Source organism: Candidatus Nitrosotalea sinensis (genome assembly GCF_900143675.1).
Lineage (GTDB): Archaea > Thermoproteota > Nitrososphaeria > Nitrososphaerales > Nitrosopumilaceae > Nitrosotalea > Nitrosotalea sinensis.
In genome coordinates, this window is record NZ_FRFC01000003.1 from 454,648 (window position 1) to 474,139 (window position 19,492).

The 19,492-nt window shown below is 37.9% G+C and carries 26 protein-coding genes and 1 tRNA gene; 19 read left to right on the forward strand and 8 right to left on the reverse strand.

The features are described from left to right. Positions 1 to 49: 49 nt before the first annotated feature. Positions 50 to 1,042 carry a GAF domain-containing protein gene (locus NSIN_RS04250; protein ID WP_101009537.1) on the reverse strand — a complete coding sequence of 331 codons (993 nt, stop codon included), beginning with the start codon at positions 1,040 to 1,042 and terminating at the stop codon, positions 50 to 52. Positions 1,043 to 1,198: 156 nt separating this feature from the next. On the opposite strand from NSIN_RS04250, the gene NSIN_RS04255 reads away from it, so the two are divergent. After that, positions 1,199 to 1,462 (forward strand): hypothetical protein, encoded by a 264-nt coding sequence (locus tag NSIN_RS04255; RefSeq protein WP_101009538.1) that lies wholly within the window; start codon positions 1,199 to 1,201, stop codon positions 1,460 to 1,462. A 77-nt stretch (positions 1,463 to 1,539) separates the two neighbouring features. Continuing rightward, positions 1,540 to 2,160: a ribonuclease HII gene (rnhB, locus tag NSIN_RS04260; RefSeq protein WP_101009539.1), complete on the forward strand. Its 621-nt coding sequence runs from the start codon at positions 1,540 to 1,542 to the stop codon at positions 2,158 to 2,160. Here rnhB and NSIN_RS04265 read toward each other — a convergent pair. Together NSIN_RS04265 and NSIN_RS04270 are read right to left on the reverse strand one after the other, a co-directional pair. After that, a complete protein-coding gene (locus tag NSIN_RS04265) occupies positions 2,152 to 2,826 on the reverse strand; it encodes a fibrillarin-like rRNA/tRNA 2'-O-methyltransferase (RefSeq protein ID WP_165775218.1) in 675 nt (224 codons plus the stop codon). The genes rnhB and NSIN_RS04265 overlap by 9 nt on opposite strands. Next, a complete protein-coding gene (locus tag NSIN_RS04270) occupies positions 2,807 to 4,078 on the reverse strand; it encodes an NOP5/NOP56 family protein (RefSeq protein ID WP_101009541.1) in 1,272 nt (423 codons plus the stop codon). Before NSIN_RS04270 ends, NSIN_RS04265 begins: the two co-directional genes overlap by 20 nt. Positions 4,079 to 4,170: 92 nt before the next feature. On the opposite strand from NSIN_RS04270, the gene NSIN_RS04275 reads away from it, so the two are divergent. The 5 genes from NSIN_RS04275 to NSIN_RS04295 all read left to right on the forward strand — a co-directional run bounded on the left by NSIN_RS04275 (position 4,171) and on the right by NSIN_RS04295 (position 8,662). Further along, complete coding sequence (locus NSIN_RS04275; RefSeq protein WP_101009542.1) at positions 4,171 to 5,079, forward strand: dihydroorotate dehydrogenase; 909 nt, start codon at positions 4,171 to 4,173, stop codon at positions 5,077 to 5,079. Continuing rightward, positions 5,063 to 5,875: a dihydroorotate dehydrogenase electron transfer subunit gene (locus tag NSIN_RS04280; protein ID WP_101010056.1), complete on the forward strand. Its 813-nt coding sequence runs from the start codon at positions 5,063 to 5,065 to the stop codon at positions 5,873 to 5,875. The genes NSIN_RS04275 and NSIN_RS04280 overlap by 17 nt, the downstream gene beginning before the upstream one ends. Positions 5,876 to 5,966: 91 nt before the next feature. Next, positions 5,967 to 7,649: a B12-binding domain-containing radical SAM protein gene (locus NSIN_RS04285; RefSeq protein ID WP_101010057.1), complete on the forward strand. Its 1,683-nt coding sequence runs from the start codon at positions 5,967 to 5,969 to the stop codon at positions 7,647 to 7,649. 50 nt (positions 7,650 to 7,699) lie between these two features. After that, a complete protein-coding gene (locus NSIN_RS04290) occupies positions 7,700 to 7,879 on the forward strand; it encodes a 30S ribosomal protein S30e (protein ID WP_101009543.1) in 180 nt (59 codons plus the stop codon). A gap of 306 nt (positions 7,880 to 8,185) precedes the next feature. After that, positions 8,186 to 8,662: a Dps family protein gene (locus NSIN_RS04295; RefSeq protein WP_101009544.1), complete on the forward strand. Its 477-nt coding sequence runs from the start codon at positions 8,186 to 8,188 to the stop codon at positions 8,660 to 8,662. 360 nt (positions 8,663 to 9,022) lie between these two features. On the opposite strand, the gene NSIN_RS09435 is transcribed toward NSIN_RS04295, so the two are convergent. Then, complete coding sequence (locus NSIN_RS09435; protein ID WP_165775238.1) at positions 9,023 to 9,184, reverse strand: hypothetical protein; 162 nt, start codon at positions 9,182 to 9,184, stop codon at positions 9,023 to 9,025. A gap of 340 nt (positions 9,185 to 9,524) precedes the next feature. Between NSIN_RS09435 and NSIN_RS04300 the strand changes: the two genes are divergently transcribed. Both NSIN_RS04300 and NSIN_RS04305 read left to right on the forward strand, forming a co-directional pair. Further along, on the forward strand, positions 9,525 to 9,896 hold the full coding sequence (locus NSIN_RS04300; RefSeq protein ID WP_101009545.1) for a hypothetical protein: 372 nt from the start codon (positions 9,525 to 9,527) through the stop codon (positions 9,894 to 9,896). Between the two features lie 102 nt (positions 9,897 to 9,998). Further along, entirely contained in the window at positions 9,999 to 10,391 is a 393-nt protein-coding gene (locus tag NSIN_RS04305) for a hypothetical protein (protein ID WP_133124053.1), read from the forward strand. A 51-nt stretch (positions 10,392 to 10,442) separates the two neighbouring features. Here the strand turns inward: NSIN_RS04305 and NSIN_RS04310 are convergent, their stop codons facing one another. Together NSIN_RS04310 and NSIN_RS04315 are read right to left on the reverse strand one after the other, a co-directional pair. Continuing rightward, positions 10,443 to 10,781 (reverse strand): hypothetical protein, encoded by a 339-nt coding sequence (locus NSIN_RS04310; RefSeq protein WP_101009547.1) that lies wholly within the window; start codon positions 10,779 to 10,781, stop codon positions 10,443 to 10,445. Positions 10,782 to 10,958: 177 nt separating this feature from the next. Further along, positions 10,959 to 11,186: a hypothetical protein gene (locus NSIN_RS04315; RefSeq protein ID WP_101009548.1), complete on the reverse strand. Its 228-nt coding sequence runs from the start codon at positions 11,184 to 11,186 to the stop codon at positions 10,959 to 10,961. Positions 11,187 to 11,271: 85 nt separating this feature from the next. Here NSIN_RS04315 and NSIN_RS04320 point away from each other — a divergent pair, with 85 nt between their 5' ends. Next, positions 11,272 to 11,940: a hypothetical protein gene (locus tag NSIN_RS04320; RefSeq protein WP_101009549.1), complete on the forward strand. Its 669-nt coding sequence runs from the start codon at positions 11,272 to 11,274 to the stop codon at positions 11,938 to 11,940. A 551-nt stretch (positions 11,941 to 12,491) separates the two neighbouring features. On the opposite strand, the gene NSIN_RS04325 is transcribed toward NSIN_RS04320, so the two are convergent. Continuing rightward, entirely contained in the window at positions 12,492 to 12,740 is a 249-nt protein-coding gene (locus NSIN_RS04325) for a hypothetical protein (RefSeq protein ID WP_101009550.1), read from the reverse strand. A gap of 223 nt (positions 12,741 to 12,963) precedes the next feature. Between NSIN_RS04325 and radA the strand changes: the two genes are divergently transcribed. From radA to NSIN_RS04360, 7 genes are all read left to right on the forward strand, one after another. Then, positions 12,964 to 13,962, forward strand: coding sequence for a DNA repair and recombination protein RadA (gene radA / locus NSIN_RS04330; RefSeq protein ID WP_101009552.1), 999 nt, complete (start codon positions 12,964 to 12,966; stop codon positions 13,960 to 13,962). 106 nt (positions 13,963 to 14,068) lie between these two features. Further along, positions 14,069 to 14,371, forward strand: coding sequence for a 50S ribosomal protein L21 (locus tag NSIN_RS04335; protein ID WP_101009553.1), 303 nt, complete (start codon positions 14,069 to 14,071; stop codon positions 14,369 to 14,371). Then, positions 14,372 to 14,698, forward strand: a complete 327-nt coding sequence (locus NSIN_RS04340) for an RNA polymerase Rpb4 (protein WP_101009554.1) — start codon at positions 14,372 to 14,374, stop codon at positions 14,696 to 14,698. Between the two features lie 19 nt (positions 14,699 to 14,717). Continuing rightward, on the forward strand, positions 14,718 to 15,278 hold the full coding sequence (locus NSIN_RS04345) for a DUF655 domain-containing protein (protein WP_101009555.1): 561 nt from the start codon (positions 14,718 to 14,720) through the stop codon (positions 15,276 to 15,278). Then, positions 15,275 to 15,979 (forward strand): ribosomal RNA small subunit methyltransferase A, encoded by a 705-nt coding sequence (locus tag NSIN_RS04350; RefSeq protein ID WP_101009556.1) that lies wholly within the window; start codon positions 15,275 to 15,277, stop codon positions 15,977 to 15,979. Before NSIN_RS04345 ends, NSIN_RS04350 begins: the two co-directional genes overlap by 4 nt. Next, positions 15,957 to 16,490 (forward strand): HemK2/MTQ2 family protein methyltransferase, encoded by a 534-nt coding sequence (locus tag NSIN_RS04355; protein WP_101009557.1) that lies wholly within the window; start codon positions 15,957 to 15,959, stop codon positions 16,488 to 16,490. Before NSIN_RS04350 ends, NSIN_RS04355 begins: the two co-directional genes overlap by 23 nt. Positions 16,491 to 16,560: 70 nt before the next feature. After that, complete coding sequence (locus tag NSIN_RS04360; protein ID WP_133124054.1) at positions 16,561 to 17,448, forward strand: cupredoxin domain-containing protein; 888 nt, start codon at positions 16,561 to 16,563, stop codon at positions 17,446 to 17,448. Here NSIN_RS04360 and NSIN_RS04365 read toward each other — a convergent pair. Continuing rightward, on the reverse strand, positions 17,437 to 18,465 hold the full coding sequence (locus tag NSIN_RS04365; protein ID WP_101009559.1) for an isocitrate/isopropylmalate dehydrogenase family protein: 1,029 nt from the start codon (positions 18,463 to 18,465) through the stop codon (positions 17,437 to 17,439). The genes NSIN_RS04360 and NSIN_RS04365 overlap by 12 nt on opposite strands. Positions 18,466 to 18,572: 107 nt before the next feature. On the opposite strand from NSIN_RS04365, the gene NSIN_RS04370 reads away from it, so the two are divergent. After that, positions 18,573 to 19,319, forward strand: a complete 747-nt coding sequence (locus NSIN_RS04370; RefSeq protein ID WP_101009560.1) for a metallophosphoesterase family protein — start codon at positions 18,573 to 18,575, stop codon at positions 19,317 to 19,319. A gap of 55 nt (positions 19,320 to 19,374) precedes the next feature. Continuing rightward, positions 19,375 to 19,458: transfer RNA gene (locus NSIN_RS04375), tRNA-Ser, on the forward strand. Positions 19,459 to 19,492: the final 34 nt, after the last annotated feature.

Genomic DNA, 19,492 nt, shown 5'->3' on the forward strand with positions numbered 1-19,492 from the left:
CAAAATTGATTTAATAAATTGAAATGTAGATGAAAAATTGCTATACCTACTATATGAGAAGAAAGTCCTTTGCCTCAAAAAAGCCTGATAGTTCCTTTGATAATTGGTCTGAGAATATGCCTAGAATCTCAAAATCGCTTGGCGAGAAGGATTTCTCACTAAATATTGCCAATACTGCAACAACCTCTCCCTTGTACAATATGGGATATCCTGCAAAAGACCTCATTTTCTCCTTTTTTGCCCAATCATGATGTTTTATCCTCGGGTCGTGTACTACATCATTTGAAACAACTGGCTTCTTTGTCTTTGCAATGGAGCCTATCTTCAAGGAACTCTGGGGGACTCGGGAAAACTCGCCGTTTATGTTCTTGTATTTGCCTGCACTATATTTTAGAATCAACACTTTTGATTTTTTGTCATAAAACCAGATTCGTGCAAATTTGGCATTGAAATACTTCACGAGGCTTTCAACAATTGTTTGAAGTCTGTCGTTTAGGTTGTCGTGCTTTTTGATTGAATTTAGTATTGTGTATACCTGAAGCTTTTTCTCACTTGAAGCATGTTCATCAAAGAGAACATATGGAGAGGATTTGGTTGCCTTTGATTCATACGAGCGAAGATCTGATATTATGTCTGAAAATCTATTTAGAAAATTGTTTGTTTCAAGGTCGTATTGTTCTATTGATGAGAAAACAAAATGGCAAACCCAGTCAAAATCCCCACTAAGACGTGCAGAATATATGCAAAAGGGGGACTCGTTTAGATATTTTGTTAGTCTTTCTATTCCATCTGTAATGTTTTTTGAAAATTTGAACTTGACAAGTATTGTTCTGTTTACTTTGTCTGATACTAGGCTTGGATTTAAGATGGTGGAATATCCTAAAATGGATTTGTTCTTTTCAAGTCTTTGCAATCTTTGGCGTATGGCTCTGTCTGTGATTGTAAACCCCATACCTTGAAGCGTACTTGATATCTCTTGAGAAGAGACTCGGGCATTTTTTCCCAAGTGGAATAGTATGACCTTGTCTATCTCATCAAGCATATCTTTGATATGGGACGTGTTGTTAATATTGATTTCCGAATTGGAAATTATATCTAGTATGTATTTATCTGATAAGGTAATTTACTTCCAAACTGGAAATTTTAACGTGATTTTTCTTCCATCTAGAATATAGCATAAAGTTGACCTTGTATTTTCATGAATAAAAAATCCATCAACAAGTTTGCCATCCTAGTTATTTTGATGGTGGCAGTTCCAGAAGCTGTTGGTCATACCATGTTTGAAAAATCTCATGGTCCGGACTCGTCTGTCAATGCCGCAATTGCATTTACAGAAAACTTGCGTGACAACACAGACAAAAATGGTATATGCCATATAACATTACAAAACGACCAGTCAGGATCTGATGTAGCACGTGCAACTGGCTTTCAGGGAAAATATGGTGATCTCTCTTGCACCTAATCCTGTACTAGTTCTATGTTTTTTGAAACGTCTTTTTTTAAAATGATTTAATACTGATATTACAAGATAAACTTGACATGTTAGTGTGTGGAGTAGATGATGCAGGTCGTGGTTCCGTACTTGGACCTCTTGTAATTGCTGGAGTTTCTGTTGAAAGAAAAAACATTAAACAACTTGTCAAGATTGGAGTAAAAGATTCAAAACAACTCAGTCCGCAATCTAGGGAGAAATTATACCATGAGATACTCTCAATTGTACAAGGATATCATGTTGTGAAAATTTCTCCAAAAATAATAGACAAAAACGTAGCAAAAAATCTGTTAAACCAACTGGAGGCAAACTATATGGCCAAAGTTATAAAAAAATTAGAAGCAAACTCGTCATATGTTGACTCGTGTGACGTAAATCCAAAAAGATTTGGTGCATACATTTCAAGTGTAGCTAACACTGGAAAAATAATTTCTAGCCATCATGCTGACAAGAAATATCCTGTAGTCTCTGCTGCCTCAATTATTGCCAAGGTGACAAGGGACAGGGAGATTGAAAAACTGCGAAAAAAGCATGATCTTGGAAGTGGGTATCCGTCTGACTCTAAAACTATGGGTTTCATCAAGCAATGGATGTCTCAAAATGGAGACGTTCCTGTCTTTGTTAGGAAGAGCTGGAAGCCAATACAGGTTCTGCTTGCCTCATCCTAAATACTTGGCTACAATCATGCCATGGTCTCCTTCGTAAGGCTCTAGGTTTATCACTTGAACTATCTCAAAATTGGCAGATAGTTTCTTTGCTTCCTCGCGCATGACCTGGGCTGGGTCCTTTGTTACATCAATACTTCGTGTCTTGACTACTAGCATCATGTATCCTTCTTTTTTCAAATATGTCTTGCAATTTAGTATTGCAATCTCTGTCTGGTCTGGTTGTGCTATATCTACATAGACAACGTCTACTGGACCGTACACTGAAAAATATTCTTTGGGCTTTCGTGCATCTTGCAATATTGGTATGATGTTTGATCTGTATGATGCTACTCTGTCCAAAAAATCTCTTGCGACCCGACTGGAATGTTCTACTGCAAAGACAATCCCGCTGGGACCTACAATATCTGACACATGGCTTGCAGTAGTACCTGTTGATACCCCAAGATATAGTACTGTTGATTTTCGTACAATTGGAAGTATCTCAAGACCGTTCATTATTGCAGCTCCTAGTTTGCTGCGATATGGATCCCATGCTCTAAATTCCTCGTCATTTATCTTGACTAGTTTTTCTCTGTAAACTTGATTTCCAGGTACAAGATTTAATGTTGCAAGTTTTTTCTCGCCTTCAATTTTTACCCAAAAAATATTATCTTCTTCGTTTTCCAAACTTCTTTCTCTTACTCTTTTGCCAGTCGTTTCTCTTGTCTCCGCCGCCTCTGCCTCCTCCAAATCTTCGGTCTCTTCTGTCAAATCTTCGGTCTTGGCGTTCATCATTCCTGCGTGGCTGAACTGCTGGTCTCTCTGGCTGGTCTTTGTATTTTTCTCCAATCTCGCCAACACGAACATTGAGTTTTTCAAGCAATGTATCGTTTCTTCCTCCTCCGTAAACGTCTACTCTTGCACCAATTGCAGCCTTGGCAGCTATTGCACGAGCAATCTTTCCTCTTTGCCATCGTGGGGCAGAATGAACTAGTTGATGTTGAAACAATAAACCGTGTTTTGGAGGCTGTGCTCCTGTCTTGAGTGCTCTGAATAATGCCTTTTCTGCACCTAGAACCTGGATTGTACTTGCAGGCATTGTTGCAAGTCTCTTCAAACTTCCTGCCTTGGCAAGAACTCGGGCACCTACTGCAGAGCCAAGTATGACCGTAGTATTTGGTGCTATTTTTTCCATCTGGGTTTCAATGTGTTTTTCTAATGATTGTCTTAGCTCAAAAAGATCAAGAATTTGTTTTGCAATGCTTTGTACTATGGATAGATTCTCATCTGATATCTGGCCACCTCTGCTTTTCTTCTGCAAAAGAAACAGCATCTCTGCCTTTTCCTCTGGGAATCCGGCATTGGTGTATGTACTTTGAGTAAAGTTGTCTCTTCTTCCCTCTACAACAATCTTAGAGTATCCACTGATTGTGTCTATCAGGTTGTCAAGCTCTGGAAAGTGTAATCCGTACCATTCTCTTACTCTTGAAGATAACAGATTGATTATCTTGTCAGTCTCATCTAGTGTATTGATTGCTTGTATGATGTGAAGGTCTGGGCTCTCTGATATCTCGGTAACTCGTGATGATGACAAGCTTAGTGCAAAGTCTCGCAACTTGCCTCTTGCATCACCTTCGTTTGTTGCAAAACCTGAATCTACTAGAACACGTAATTTTGAGGACTGGATTGTCTCTATCTTTTTTTCTTCCATGAGATCTGCTTCGATGGATTTTTTTCTCAATTGTTTTAACAGTGAAGAATCATTTACAATCACGGCACTTCCAAGGCTTGTAAGAAATTGCTCTAATTCATTTAGATGTGCTTGCTCTTTTTTGAGCTCTACATATTGTGTGGCTGGATTTGAAAATGGAAATGACTTGACACATTTGTTATCATCAAAAACTGCAATACCAAGCTCTGTTAAAATGACAGAATACATAGAGTGCATTTTCATGGCTTACTAAAAAATGTAACAGTATCGATCTAAAACTACATCAAACGTTATAAGAGAACCATTTTTTATTACTAGAAGTGAGTCCTGACATCTCAACACATGTGGGCCCAATTTCACTTGAGAGACCCACAATGCTTGCATCTGGCATACTTGGTATATCACTTGACGTCTTTGGGCGTCTATATAAGGAAGGTGCAGGCGCACTTGTTACAAAATCCCTAAGCAAGGAGCCATGGGATGGATATCCAAATCCTACTATCATCGGACTAAAACATGGATATCTTAATGCAGTAGGGCTGTCAAATCCTGGGGCTCCATACTTTGCAAAGATGTTGTCTCAAAATCAAACGGTTCCAATTATTGTCAGCCTTGTTGGCTCTGTACCTGAAGACTTTACATTTATGGTAAAACAATTTGAGAATGTCAAGATTCTTGGATATGAGTTGAATCTATCATGCCCCCACGTTGAAAAGGTTGGACTTGAAGTAGGTGACGACCCGGAACTTGTTCACACTATAATTAAATCTGTAAAAAAAGAATCCAAGGTTCCAGTGCTTGCAAAAGTTGGCCTTGGCTCATCTGATTATCTAGAGACAGTACGAACTGCATGCGACAGTGGAATTGATGGCATCACTGCAATAAACACACTACGTGCAATGGCAATAGACATCCAAACTGGCAGGCCAATTTTGAGTCACAAGATAGGAGGTATGTCGGGTTCACCAATCAAGCCTGTTGCAGTAAGATGTGTCTATGAGATATCGTCCAAGTTTGATATTCCAATAATTGGATGTGGAGGAGTGTCAAGCTGGGAGGATGCTGTAGAATTTTTGCTTGCAGGTTCTAGCGCAGTACAGATTGGCAGCGCTGTTGGAGAAAAGTGGACTGGAGTGTTTTCTGAAATAAATGACGGAATTTCAAAATACATGGAGAAAAAGAACTATAAAAAAATAAGTGAGATGGTTGGAATTGCAAAAAAGTTTTGATACACCAAAGATTGTAACAATAGATAAAGTGGTTGATGAAACCCCTACTGTTCGTACAATTTACTTTGCTGATGATGTCATGTCAGGTGTTCTTCCAGGGCAATTTGCAATGGTGTGGGTACCAGGGGTAAATGAAATTCCAATGAGTGTGATGATATCACAAGAGAAAGGAAAAGCAGCATTTACGGTGAGAAAGCATGGATCTGCAACAACAGAACTATTTTCCAAAAAAGTAGGAGATCAGATAGGCATCAGGGGTCCTTATGGAAATTCCTTTACAATAAAACAAGGCAAGTTACTTTTAGTTGGAGGTGGAACAGGACTTGTTCCTTTGATTAGACTTGTGACATTTTTACAAAAGACAGACGATGTAACAATAATCATGGGCTCCAAGACAAAATCTGAGGTCTTTTTTGAATCTGCTGCAGAAAAATTGCTAGAGGGAACAAAGCATCAAGTGATTGTTGTAACTGAAGATGGAAGCTATGGAAAAAAGGGACTTGTAACAGATGTGATGGATGAGCTGGTCAAGACAAACAAGTTTGATGGAGTCTACACATGTGGTCCTGAAAAAATGATGTACAAGGTTGTACAAATTGCGTCAACAAACAACATCCATGTGGAGGCAAGCATTGAGAGGATGATGAAGTGTGGAATTGGAATGTGTGGAAGTTGCTGTTTTGGCGATATGATGGCATGCAAAGATGGAACAGTGTTTGATGGTAAGACACTTCTTTCCAACAAGGAATTTGGACACACGCATAGAACAAAATCAGGCGTGCTTGAGAATTACTAGATTTTGGGAATTCCGGAAAACTTAAAATGCTATAAAAAACCATCAAAATTGAAAATTGGCAAAGATTGTCTTAACTGCAGATAGAACACTAATGTCTACATATCGTGGGATATCTCTTGCTACATTCTTTGGTTGCGCACCTGCAATAGATCCGCACAGGCCAAAGGATAGTTTCTGGTATAAAATTCTAAAAGATCAAGTAACTCCAAAAATTCTCTTTGATTTTATCTGTAATCCAATCACTCACAGAAATGGAGTTGCAACTCATGCTCCATATGGATTAAGAAAAGTAGAGGCGGCACTTCTCCGTGATGGATACAAGAGAGAGGAAGTTGTTGTTGCACATCCTGATTATGTTGATAGATTCATCGGTCCCGAGACTGAGGTAGTTGGAACTTATGAAATGGATCCTCTTGGAATGGGTCCTGTAACTATGACATTTACTTATGGTAGAAAACAAACATCATATGATGAATTTTACAATCGCGACCTTCACATGAAAATAAATGCAGCAAAGAAAAAGAATGGCAGCCATGCAAAAGTAATTGCAGGAGCCTCTGGAACATGGCAATACAACTATGATCCAAAGAAGATTCAAGAATATGGTCTCTATGCTGTACTGGAAGGAGAACTTGGTGGTATTGCACCAGAGATTGATGGACATGCTGGAGAATTCTTCAACAAACTAATTGCTGGTGAATTTGAGAACATGAATCCATTTGTCAAGAGTGATTTCAAAGTTGAAGTAAAAGAATTTGGAAAAGAAGGCAACAAGTTCCATGGAAGATTCATCCACTATTGGGATGAGCCAGATGTTGAAAGCATACCAAACATTGTAGAACCAAGTATACATGGAATGGTTGAGGTCATGAGAGGATGTGGAAGAGGTTGCAAGTTCTGTGATGTTACATTAAGACCGTTAAGATACTATTCACCTGAAAAAGTAAAACAGGAGATTGAGGTCAACATAAAGAAGGGAGGACAGAGAAATGCATGGCTTCACAGCGATGACATTTTTGTTTATGGGCTTGATCCAAGAAAGACAAAGAACATGGCTCCAAACAGGGAAGCATTAGAAGAACTCTTCAAGGCAGTCATGTCTTGTGGTATAGAGCATACCAACCCAACACACGGTACACTTGCAGGTGCAATTGCTGATGAAAAATTACTTCCAAATCTCTCCAAGATAATCAAGTCTGGTCCAAACAACAAGACTGGAGTTCAATGTGGATTTGAGACAGGAAGTCTAAGATTGATTGGAAAATATGCAGACAGAAAACTCTCACCATACAAGCCAGAGGAATGGCACTGGGTTGTAAAAGAGGGAGTAAAGACACTAAATGAGAATCATTGGATTCCTGCATTTACACTCATCATGGGATTAGATAATGCAGAGACTGAAGAAGATGCATGGGAGACAATCAGACTCATCAACGAACTTGAGAGAGAGCAGCCAGAATCCCAGTTTACAGTAACTCCGCTCACATTTGTTCCAATTGGATTGCTTGAAAAGTCCGAGTTCTTTGATATTGGAAATGAATTGACTGCACCACAACTTGGTGTAATGTACAAGACTTGGCAGCACAACTTCAAGTATGGTATACAAAAGTTCATGGACAAGACAGGAAGCAACAATACTCTAAAGAAAAAGGCATTCACAGGACTTGCAAGAACACTAGGTGGTGTACCACTTACTGCTATGGAAAAATATGCAAGAAAGAAGGGCCAGGAACACGAGAGAGTAATTGAAACAATCAAGACCAAGTACTGGTAAATTTTTACGCCAAACACAATACATAAATTGAATACAAGTAGAGTTTTCTCATGCCAACTCACGGATCGCTTACTAAAGCAGGAAAAGTAAGAGGACAGACTCCTAAAGTTCAAGCAAGAGAACGACACGGAGATATTTCCATGACACGAAACAAGGATAATTTCAGAAAAAGATTCATCCTAAAACGAGTTCCAGGCCAAAACAAACCGGGCCAAAAGAGAAGAAAATAGTTTCTTGTAAATTCTATATCTTAATTTTTGTAGTTTTTTCATTGTGGTATCATTTGATCATTTTTTCAAATAATGGCAAAAAATGAAACCGTGGACATTAGGGACTTGTGTCAGTGATGGTGTGTGATCGTACACGGGAAGACACATCCACGGTTCCAATAATATTTTGTTTCTGATGTATAAAAGACTCGATGAACTATGTTACTTAATTTGAAATCTTGTGTTGAGTTCAAGTTTGCATGATTATACTATATTTTTGGAAAATTAGGATCATGCTTTTATCATTTGATTACTATTTGGGGTACAATGGAACCAAATATTGGAATCTCTGCACAAAATAGGAAAAAAATAGTGGACATTCTGGTTCGCCTGGTATCTGATGAATACCTCTTGTATACAAAAACCAGGAACTATCACTGGAATGTTACTGGGATCCAGTTCAACGATCTGCACAAGTTCTTTGAATCGCAATATGAAGAACTTGATACTGCAATAGATGATATTGCAGAAAGAATCCGGGAGATTGGCTCAAAAAGCGTTGCCACTCTTGGAGAGTTTATCAAGCATGGAAAAATCAAAGAAGAGCCTGGGAGATATCCTGATGCAAAAACCATGCTGACCAACCTGTTATACGATCATGAGTATGTCATTCGCGCTCTTCGTGCAGATGTTGATGCCTGTACCAAGTATAATGATGCTGGCACTGCCGACTTTTTGACTGGCCTTATGGAGCAACACGAAAAGATGGCATGGATGCTACGATCATTTTTGGATGCAAGGTAATTCCAAAATTTCTTCTTTTTTTATCTCTGCTCTTGTTTTGTAGCTTACCTGAGATTGATAATATTTCAATCAAATCCATTAAATCAAAAACTGTTTTTAAATAAAAAAATGCCATATACTTGTAAAGAGTGTAAATTAGAATTCTACTCTAGGGAAGGACTTGAGGTGCATGTATTGAGAAAACACACTACGCCAATTCCAAAGGGATTGGATCATTTTTCTTAGATGACCATGTACACATTATCTCTTGTATTTTTTTATCTATGGTTTATCCTATCTTAGACATCATGGACAAATCTGTTTTCTCATACTATGCTTTTTTGTCAGCCAGTCGTATTCCTGAACAACTTTTTTTGAATGTCAATTCGTAGACTCTATGTCATTTGTTATTTTTACAGATGGTGATTGATCACGTATCTCTAATGTGTGATAGATGAAAACATTAGAGTCAGTTTGGGTTTCATCTAATGACCAACATTGACTAAAAGCAATGTCAGAATACTCTATTGATTCTTCCACCATACTACACACCACCTAACAGGCTAATGGTAAAATTACAGGATATTAGATTTGAGGAACAATGTTCTCACTAAATGGATTCAATACCATTGCATTCAAATCGTCAGAAAATTTCTAAAGTATAATTAAACTTGACAGAACCCTTTTTGGATCATATTTTTATGTAATGAATGCACTATATTGTATGATGTCTGACTATTCTCTAACACAAAATGGGATGAGAATCCTCAATGGCATTAAAATCGCGTTCAAAACTCTAACTCTGGATGTTGAAGAGTTGGAAAAGAAGAACTAGATCATTTGAGAGTAAATCTAAATAATAGATTTCTCTGTTTTTTCTTGTTTGACTGAGTTTGACTTTCTAGCAGACAAATCCATTGACATAATCATTGCCGCGTCTCTTGGTATCTTCATAATGATATTGCATCGAAGGGCAGACAAGAATGTACACAAGATGATAGAAAGCCTTCATGATTACGTGACTAAAGAGCACAAGGAGGTAATATCTAAAATTCAGGAGATGCTAGAAGCTGAGAAAAAAATTGACGATGAGGTACACAGCATGGTTGAAAAACAAAAGAAACTGATGGAAGACATACATGCCATGTCTGTTGCAGAACAACACATAGACCAAAGTGTACATGACATGATATCAGAGCAGCAGAAATTGATAAAAGAACTACACGATGTATCTACTAGAAACAATAAATCCTGATTTTTGATGTATTGCTTTTCAAATGCAGATGTATGCTATTGTAATTTCGACTTGTTGTAGGTCTACATTGTATACGTGGATACTCATATGAGATCATGCCAAATGGATTCAATCAGAGTATTATCGATTAGACTGGAAAATACATTGATCAGCCTGATATGTGTTGACATCGTACTTGTAAACATGTTGCAAATTAATCAACGCACTTTGATGGAAAATGCAAATCAAGATCTGGTACATAAAGCACTAGTCGGTTTGACAATAGAACAGGTTCTTCTTAAAATTGGCAAGCCCATTTACGACAAGGCTGCATCTGTGTTAAATGAAAAATATCAATGCTACATATTTGACTGCTATGATAATCCACAATATCTTAGTACAGTACTTGAGGAATTGTTTGGTGATGCACATCATGTTGTTGTAAAAGAGATCAAAAAAGAACTGATGATATTTTCTCACAAATATCGGATATCTCAATTCGTGGAAGCAATCTAGTCTACATTGGCTAAATTGTTGAAATATTCAGCATGCTGCTCTGGTAGTAGATTATTTTGTATTCTTGAAATGATTGTTTATGAGAATTGCTATTTTTGTAGCAAATGAGATTGGGCTAATTTTCTTGGTACTGGTAGTGATGATGACATTTTCATCATATGGGAAGCTAAACATTATGAAATCGTCTTTGATTGAATGGTGGTATCTTATGGGACCATACAAATCATCAAATTTTTTCCCCATTGAAATATCAAAAGTACATTCCATGTAATGGGAATCATTACACTTGTCAAGGTCTGGTTGAGCAAATCCGCGACGACTCTCGCTATGAATCAATCTTCGTTTTTTGTCCAATATTGCAACAGAGCGCACATTTCTATCTGCATTCATGATGGACCTGCATACGCGGTCTAATTTTACAATTTTTGCAATGGTCATTGATCAACAATATTCTAAAGCCATCAATAAAAAGCCGATCATTTGAAAAACAAATTTTATTCTGTCTGATTATTCGGTTTATCTTGAATCACGTACATGTGTAAAATGGTACACCACATTCATTAGGGATCAAGTGCTCAAAATTGTCATGTCGTCTATTGGAATAACTAATGAACTTGTTACAAGAATATGCGCAATTACTGCCATCTTTTCTGTTATCTCTTTTGTTATTGTATGGAAGAACGTGGGTGTACCTGGGCGATTAGAGATGGCTATCCCGCCATTTTTTGTCCTTTTTGGGGTTGTGATACTGATTAGTGTTCTATATTGTCTCAAAAAGTACCATGTTTCAAACAAGTAACACATGATTACAAAATTAGATCAAAATACCAGTAAAAATTAATCATAGAGATATTCATTCCCTGCAGTATTTCATTTTCTTGTGAGAAAGATACTTGCAATGGCCGTATTGCTGTCAGTCGCATGTACATCTGCATATGCAACATCCTTGGCTACATTGTATCTGAACCCTATTGGTAATGAAATAACAGAAGGTGATAATGTAACTTTCACTGGAAGGTTTGTCACTACAGATGGTAGCTCAATTGCTAATCGTACTATATTCATCCTAGATGATACAGCATATGTGAGACCAGACATTATTCTGGCTGTTACAACTACTAATCCTGATGGCCAGTTCTCAACATCCTGGATTGCTGTTCCAAAAGATAATGGAAGCCCATTTCATTTCTATGCTAAATTCATTGGAGGTAACACATTTGGGTATGCTAGAAGTGAGTCTTATGAATCTACTTTGGAAAAATCTGGTACCACATCAGATATGATTCCTCCAAAAACAATACCTGCATGGTTCAAAAATATATCACAAATGTGGAGTGTCGGAAAGGTTAGGAATGTAGATTATGCATTTAGCATCCAAAACATGGTTGATTACGGTATGATCAAGACAACATCTTCTTCTGGTAATGAATTGAAAATTCCTACATGGTTAAAGCATCCTGCAATGGAATTGTATAGTGGCCAGATCTCAGATGATGATTATGTCAAGATTTTGGGATATCTTTTGGATAAAGGACTAATCAAATTATAATTCTTGAAACTCAATGATAACTAACAGATTATTTTAATTCAGAACGCTTGTGAAAAAATAACAACTAGCTATATTCATTAATCTTATTTTGTCTAGTTTATTCATGTTTAATTTAGTAACAGACATAGTCGTCAGAATCTGTATTATTACTGCGGTATTTTCAGTACTTTCGTATTATTTGATACGAAAATATGCTACAACACAGAGCAAGTTGCAAATGCGTATATCGCTGCTTTTTGTTGTTTTTGGGGTTGTAATACTGGTCAATGTTCTATATGTACTAGAAAGATATCATGTCATGACCACAGCCTAAAGAAAAATGATTCCGTCTTGATTCATGGCTATCAAATGTACCATAACTACCTACGACCTCATATGGGGCTAAACGGAAAAACTCCTGCCGAAGCGTGCGGTATCACAATTCAAGGTGATAACAAGTGGATGACGTTGATACAGAGGGCTAGTTTATGATTGATCTTGAAACACAAATTCTGATATATCTTGGATTGGGATTTGCTTGTTTTTTTGCTGGCTATTATTATCATGCTGATTCAGTTTTGAGAAAGAGAGGATCTAATGCCACTAGCTAAAATTACTGACCCTATTGCAATAACCACCGCAATAACACCAATAACCAAAAATGTATTTGGATCAGATAATGCAGTATATGATCTTGCAGTTACTTGTGTTGCATTGGTAGGATTTGACAAAACACCATTTTCACCATACCACATACGCAACCAAGCTAAAGCTCCTATTGCTAGAATGATTGAACCGATGATGATTCGTTTAGTTCCCATTATTCGTTCAATCCATTACCATGTCTTAAGTCAGCTTCAAAATGCTTTTTATCCACAAACCCGTATGATTTGCAGTTCCAAACGCCCTCAATTTTTTGAGGGTCGCCTCGTTTTCCATGAGCCGAGCCTTTACACAGAGAATAATTCAACTCATGTGCCGTTAATTGTACAGAACCGCTGACCGATATATTTATAAGGTACTGGTACCGTACCATACGGTAAGATGGACGAATTAAGATTAGATAGTCTAGATGGGGTAGGCCCAGTAACTTCCAAGAAGCTAAGTGATGCAGGGGTTCATAACATATTGGATCTTGTTGTAAGAGGACCTGTTGACATATCAGAGATAACTGGTATGGAACTAGAGTCTGCTGTTAGTCTGGTAAACAAGGCAAGACAGCAACTTATCGATAATGGTCAAATTGCAAAAGAGTTTGTTTCTGCAACTGAAATTTACAAACGAAGACAAGACATTGGCAAAATAAGTACAGGAACCAATTCACTTGATACACTATTTGATGGTGGAATAGAGACTCAGGCAGTAACTGAGGTTTATGGTGAATTCGGTGCTGGCAAGACACAGCTTTGTCACACATTATGTGTCATGGTTCAAAAACCAAAAGAAGAAGGTGGACTAGATGGTGGAGTCTTGTACATTGATACAGAACACACATTCAGACCAGAAAGAATTGTATCAATTGCAAAAGCAAAAGGTCTTGATCCAGAAAAGACACTTGATAGAATCATGGTAGCAAGAGCATACAATAGTGCTCACCAGGAACTTATCTTGCAAGAAGCAGGACCTGTAATTGAAGAAAACAAGATCAAGCTAATTCTTGTAGATTCCGCAGTAGGTCTATTCAGATCAGAGTTTCTCGGAAGAGGTACTCTCTCTGTAAGACAGCAAAGACTAAACAAGTTCATGCACTTGCTTTCAAGAACTGCAGAAACATACAACATTGCTGCAATAGCTACCAACCAAGTTCAATCATCTCCTGACCAGTTCTTTGGAGATCCAACAAAGCCTGTTGGAGGAAACGTTGTAGCACACGCATCAACATATCGTGTCTATCTTAAAAAATCTGGCAAGAAGAGAATTGCCAGAATGGTTGATAGTCCTCATCATCCAGAACAAGAGGCCATCTACATGCTAACAGAAGGCGGTGTAGCAGACCCAGAGGATGAGACCAAGAAGAAAAAGAAAGAAGAGCCTGAAGAATAGGCTATTCATTTCTCCCCCGAAGGTGGAAGCAACGTCTTCCATCTAGTACAGTTTTTTCCTTACCCAGTAAGTGTTAAATTATGGTCATCTCAAGTCTTAACGATTAATGACTACTAAGAAACCAAAGGGTCGTTCACACGGCTTTATGCACAAGTCACGATCTGTAATGACCAAGGATAAGGTCAGAGGCGTCTCTTTCTTACTGAGAGAGTATGCTGTAGGAGATAAAGTTCTGGTAATCATAGATCCTTCACAACACAAGGCCCTTCCGCACAGACGTTATCATGGAAAGGTTGGAACTATCACTACTGTTGGTAGAAGAACCGTAAAACTTGCAGTTAATCTTGGTGACAAGTCAAAAACCTTAATCACTAGGTTAGACCATATCAAACCATTTGGTGTTGCATAGATGGAAGAAGTAAAGAAGAAACAAGCCATTTCAATCCCAGAGGTAAAAGAGATTATGGAAAAAGTTGACACTGAATCAATGGACCAAATCCAAAGATGGACATATGATTATGTTACCAAGTTTTCAAAAATTGATGCCAAGGCTGCCAAGAAACTAAAACAGCAGCTTGTAAAAGACTGTGGCATACTAGAAGAAGAAGCAGTAGAAATTGTAAATAATCTCCCAAGTACTGAAGCTGAATTGCGAGCATTTACTTTTGGCTGGAAGAAACTAATTCTTGCTGAAACGCTCGACAAAATGCTAAAGATAATCAAGGAGAACTCTTAAGTTTAGGAGTACGGTTTTCTTGGAACACCCCCAAACTAGAAAGTATGAAGAATACGCATACGTATTAGATTTTGTAACAAGAGGAAAATCAACAACTGTTCGAGGACGCGACGGAATAATTGTCACAGCAATAGGAGAAGAAAGACTTACAATATTGGAATTACTCGCAATGCCAAACTCTACATTTGAGATTGGAGAACGTGTATACATTGGAAAGGAAGGAAGAACAAAAATTCTCTCAGTCCTTGGAAGGCTAGAACATGAACAGATATCATCATCTGCACAGAGTGAACTAAATTCTGTTGTAGAGAAAATTGTAATTCAAAATGAAAAACGATTTGTAGATTATCTCAACAACGCACAACCTCTCACTCCGAGAATCCATGCACTTGAGTTAATCCCTGGCATTGGCAAGACCTACATGAAGACAATGCTTGAAGAGCGAGAAAAGAAAAAATTTACTGACTTTAAGGACCTCCAAGAACGCGTTGGACTAAAAGAGCCCGCAAAACAAATTGCAAAGAGAATCATCGAAGAAATTACAGGTGAAACAAGGATGAGTCTCTTTGTTAGAAAATGATCAAACGCAAGTTACTTGGTCAACATTTTCTAATATCTGACAAAATAGCAAAATCCATAGTTTCTTTTGCAGATGTCAAACCAGATGACATTGTATTGGAAATAGGTACAGGAAAAGGCATCCTTATTCCTCTGCTATGCAAGGATGCAAAGAAGGTCATCTCTGTAGAAAAAGACGAGATGCTATACCTTCAAGCAAAGAAAACGTTCTCTGACGTGCCAAATCTAGTGCTTGAGCAGGGTGATGCGTTCAAAAAAGACCTATCCTTTACAGTTCTTGTCTCAAATCTGCCCTATTCTGAGAGTCGAACTGCTATAGAATGGCTTGTCCAAAAAAAGTTCAAGCATGCTGTTTTGATGGTGCAAAAAGAGTTTGCCCAAAAATTAGTAAAAAAGGAAGGAAAAGAAAGACGGGCCATCTCTGTGATTGCTGGATACTGTCTTGATATAGACGAGAAGCTAGATGTCAAAAATACTAGTTTTAGACCTCCTCCAAAGGTGGACTCGACAGTTCTTCTAATTGTTCCAAAAAATATTATCTCAAAAGATGTAATTGATAACATCAACAAGTTGTTCTCGTTTAGAAGAAAGACATTGAGACACATTGGAAAGAAAATGGGAATAGAGATTGATTCAGATAAGAGATTGGAAGATATTTCAGATGGAGAGATAATAAATATTGCAAAACAAATCACAAAATGATTATTACATTCCAGCAGAGGACTCTTTTTTTCTTGAAGATTACATAAAAAACCAAAAAGGACACTCTGCACTTGATATTGGTACAGGCTCTGGCATACTTGCCAAGTCTTTATCTGAAAATTTTGATCTTGTTATTGCAACTGATATCAATATGCATGCACTTGATAGGGCACACAAGTCTGTTGAAAACTGTATCTGTTGTAATGCTGCTGATGCATTACAACCAATCTTTGATCTTGTTGTGTGCAACTTGCCATATTTGCCATCTGATAATGTTCAAGACCTTGCAGTTGATGGACTAGAAGATGGTGTTCCAGTACCAAGCATGGTAATAAAATCTGCAACTCAAGTTCTCAAAAGTGGGGGAAAGATGATACTTCTTACATCTTCACTTGCAAACTATGAAATGTTATCAAGTCTTGCCAAGTCGCTTGGATTTGATGTCTCAATTGGTGCAAAAAAGAGACTCTTCTATGAAGACCTGGTAATACTTGAATGCAAAAAGAGATGAAATGCGCTAATATGATTTTCTCACAAAAAGTACATCTAGTTTTTATCTACAAAAAAGAATGGTTGGTTATTTGAAATCCATCATTACTGTATCAATTCTAGCGCTGGTTGTATCATGTCTAGTGTGGATTCCAAGTGCCCAAGGATATAACGCACAGGTCACAATTGTAAACGGCACATCAAGTCACTGCAAACCAGACCTCTCATGCTACGAGCCGTTCCAGGTAAACATCTCAGTTGGAGATACTGTAACATGGACAAATAATGACAACCGAACCCATACTGTTACCACTGGCACCACAAATTATGGACCCCAAGGGGTGTTTGACAGTGGGTCGATACCTCCTGGAAAGTCATTTACCCAGTTCTTTGGCTCTGTGGGAAAATACAGCTATTATGACAAGACAGACATGTGGCCATCAGGTTTGGTTTCAGTATCAACGGGATTCTCACATGCTGAGCTGTCCTGGATCCAAAACTCACTTAAAATTGAAAAACAAAACTATACCTCAAATGGGTTGGTAATTACAAAACTAATTCAAAATACTGGAAATGCAGACGCTAAATCGATTATATTCACATTAAAGATAAAAAATCAAACATCACTTCTTTACAATAATCTTGCCAAGCTTGATGTTCCTACTGGACAAAGTGTGCCAGTACAGTTTGTCTGGAGCAATCCCACAACAGGACAATACCAACTGTTCTTTGAAGCAAACTCTGCAAACAGCATAGGAGACATGAACGCAAATGATGATAGGTCACTTGACATCATATCAATTCCATCAAATCCAGTATTAAACCAGCAACCATTAACACATGCAAACTTTACAATCATGAACAATCCAAACAATAATGCAAATGTTCCCGAGTTTGGACCTGTATCGTATATGGTTCTAATGATATCGATAATGTCTACAGTACTGGTTTTTAGATATCAAAAAAGATTATTTTCGTAATTTCTGTTTTGCAATTTCAACAATTGCATCTGTCATCTGTTTTGTGGTTGCGCTTCCACCAATGTCAAATGTAACATACTTGCCCTCATTGATTACTTGATCTGTTGCAGCAAAAATTGCATCCTTGATGTGTGTCTCACCTAGGTATTCTACCATCCAAGCACCTGATAATATTGCAGCAGTTGGGTTTACCTTGTTTAGGCCCTTAAATGATGGCGCACTTCCGTGAGCAGCTTCAAACATTGCAAATCTGTCTCCCATGTTTGCAGAATACACTAGTCCTATTGATCCAATAATGCCTGATGCCAATTCTGATATGATATCCATGAAAAGATTTGTGCTAATCAAGACAGAACCATTGAACTGTTCTGGTTTTATGACAAGTTGCTGTGTCATGTTGTCAATGTATAGTTCCTCTATTGATATTCCTGGGTTTGCTTTGGCTACCTTTTCCACCTCTTCCCAAAAGATTCCATCAGTAACTTTGAGTATGTTTCTCTTTGTTATTGCAACCATCTTGTTCATGTGGTATTTTTTTGCCCAATCTAGTGCAGAATTGATAAAGCGACTACTTCCCTGTCTTGTAATTTTTCTTATTGCAATTGCAGCATCGTCTGATACTTTGAATTCAATTCCTGTGTAAAGTCCCTCTGTTGCCTCTCTAAAGCAAACAAAGTCAAGTGTTCTATCTGGTGTTATTCTCTTGTATGTCCTAATTGGCCTGATGTTTGCATAAAGATCAAATTTCTGTCTCAAGGTTACTGCAACACTTCTAGGAGAGTTTGGCTTTGGAATTGTTGTAGTTGGACCCTTAAATCCAGCGTCTGAGCTTTCCAGTATCTTCATTGTAGAATCTGGGATGTATGTCTCGCCGCCATGTTTTTCCCACTGCTCAGAGCCTGCCTCACAGAGAATTAGTTCCGTTTGAGTATTACATGACTTTAGTACATGCAGCATCGCATCTACGATTTCTGGTCCTATTCCGTCTCCTCTAATAATTGCGGCCTTTTTTCCCAAATCAGGCGAGATTGAAGTTTGAGTATATTTAATCCTACCTTGAGAAATACCTGGAATTTTCTATGTAATGCTAAAGCTTAAACTCCTCAATTTCAGATATTTTTGTCATGAAGATAGTGCAGATATCTGATATCCATGTTGGAGCACAATTCAAAGAAAGCACCTTTGATCTTGCAGTTGAAGAGATAAACCAACTCAAGCCGTCTGTTATTGTTGCAACAGGTGATCTTACAAATGAAGGACTGCTAAAAGAATATGAGAAATGCAAGGCAAAATTCTCCCAATTTGATGTAGAAAAAATAATTGCAATTAGCGGAAATCATGATTATAGAAACACGGGATATCTGTTGTTCAAAAAATATTTTCCATTTGATTCTGTAAATGAACTTGATGATGACACAGTTCTTGTTACACTTGGTACTGCAAGACCTGACAGGGACGAAGGGGAGATTGGATATAGACAAAATCTATGGCTTGAGAGAACTATGAAAAAATATGAAAACAAGACCAAGATACTTGCAATGCACCACCACCTAATCGGAGTTCCTGATACTGGAACTGATAGGGTTACTGTTATTGATTCTGGTGATGCGCTGCGCACGGCACTTGCAAGCAAGATAGACTTGGTCATATGTGGACACAAGCATAGGCCATGGTTTTGGCATTTTGGTAATTTATCAATAGCAAATGCTGGAACCATATCTTCTGAGAGAATGAGAGGACTCTTTGAGAATACTTACAATATCATAACAATTGAGAAAGGCAAGATCAAGGTGGACCTCAAGATTGTAGGCGGAGAGAAGATACATCTCAAGGACCTTGTGGAAAACTACAAACGCTTTGGCGAAGAATAACTGGTTAATACAAGTCCAAAGTTATAATAACAGTTTAAAATTCAGCAACATCTGTGCGGGGGTCGCCTAGCCTGGTAGGGCGTGGGATTGCTAATCCCATGTCCGTAAGGACCCGTGGGTTCGAATCCCACTCCCCGCGCTTTTTCTAATATTTTATTTTGGAAAATATTTTG

Coding starts and splice junctions, on each gene's coding strand:
- NSIN_RS04250 (WP_101009537.1), bottom strand. CDS start 1,042: ATGCTTGATGAGATAGACAAGGTCATACTATTCCACTTGGGAAAAAAT.
- NSIN_RS04255 (WP_101009538.1), top strand. CDS start 1,199: ATGAATAAAAAATCCATCAACAAGTTTGCCATCCTAGTTATTTTGATG.
- rnhB (WP_101009539.1), top strand. CDS start 1,540: ATGTTAGTGTGTGGAGTAGATGATGCAGGTCGTGGTTCCGTACTTGGA.
- NSIN_RS04270 (WP_101009541.1), bottom strand. CDS start 4,078: ATGTATTCTGTCATTTTAACAGAGCTTGGTATTGCAGTTTTTGATGAT.
- NSIN_RS04285 (WP_101010057.1), top strand. CDS start 5,967: ATGTCTACATATCGTGGGATATCTCTTGCTACATTCTTTGGTTGCGCA.
- NSIN_RS04290 (WP_101009543.1), top strand. CDS start 7,700: ATGCCAACTCACGGATCGCTTACTAAAGCAGGAAAAGTAAGAGGACAG.
- NSIN_RS04295 (WP_101009544.1), top strand. CDS start 8,186: ATGGAACCAAATATTGGAATCTCTGCACAAAATAGGAAAAAAATAGTG.
- NSIN_RS09435 (WP_165775238.1), bottom strand. CDS start 9,184: ATGGTGGAAGAATCAATAGAGTATTCTGACATTGCTTTTAGTCAATGT.
- NSIN_RS04305 (WP_133124053.1), top strand. CDS start 9,999: ATGGATTCAATCAGAGTATTATCGATTAGACTGGAAAATACATTGATC.
- NSIN_RS04310 (WP_101009547.1), bottom strand. CDS start 10,781: ATGAATGCAGATAGAAATGTGCGCTCTGTTGCAATATTGGACAAAAAA.
- NSIN_RS04325 (WP_101009550.1), bottom strand. CDS start 12,740: ATGGGAACTAAACGAATCATCATCGGTTCAATCATTCTAGCAATAGGA.
- radA (WP_101009552.1), top strand. CDS start 12,964: ATGGACGAATTAAGATTAGATAGTCTAGATGGGGTAGGCCCAGTAACT.
- NSIN_RS04335 (WP_101009553.1), top strand. CDS start 14,069: ATGACTACTAAGAAACCAAAGGGTCGTTCACACGGCTTTATGCACAAG.
- NSIN_RS04340 (WP_101009554.1), top strand. CDS start 14,372: ATGGAAGAAGTAAAGAAGAAACAAGCCATTTCAATCCCAGAGGTAAAA.
- NSIN_RS04350 (WP_101009556.1), top strand. CDS start 15,275: ATGATCAAACGCAAGTTACTTGGTCAACATTTTCTAATATCTGACAAA.
- NSIN_RS04370 (WP_101009560.1), top strand. CDS start 18,573: ATGAAGATAGTGCAGATATCTGATATCCATGTTGGAGCACAATTCAAA.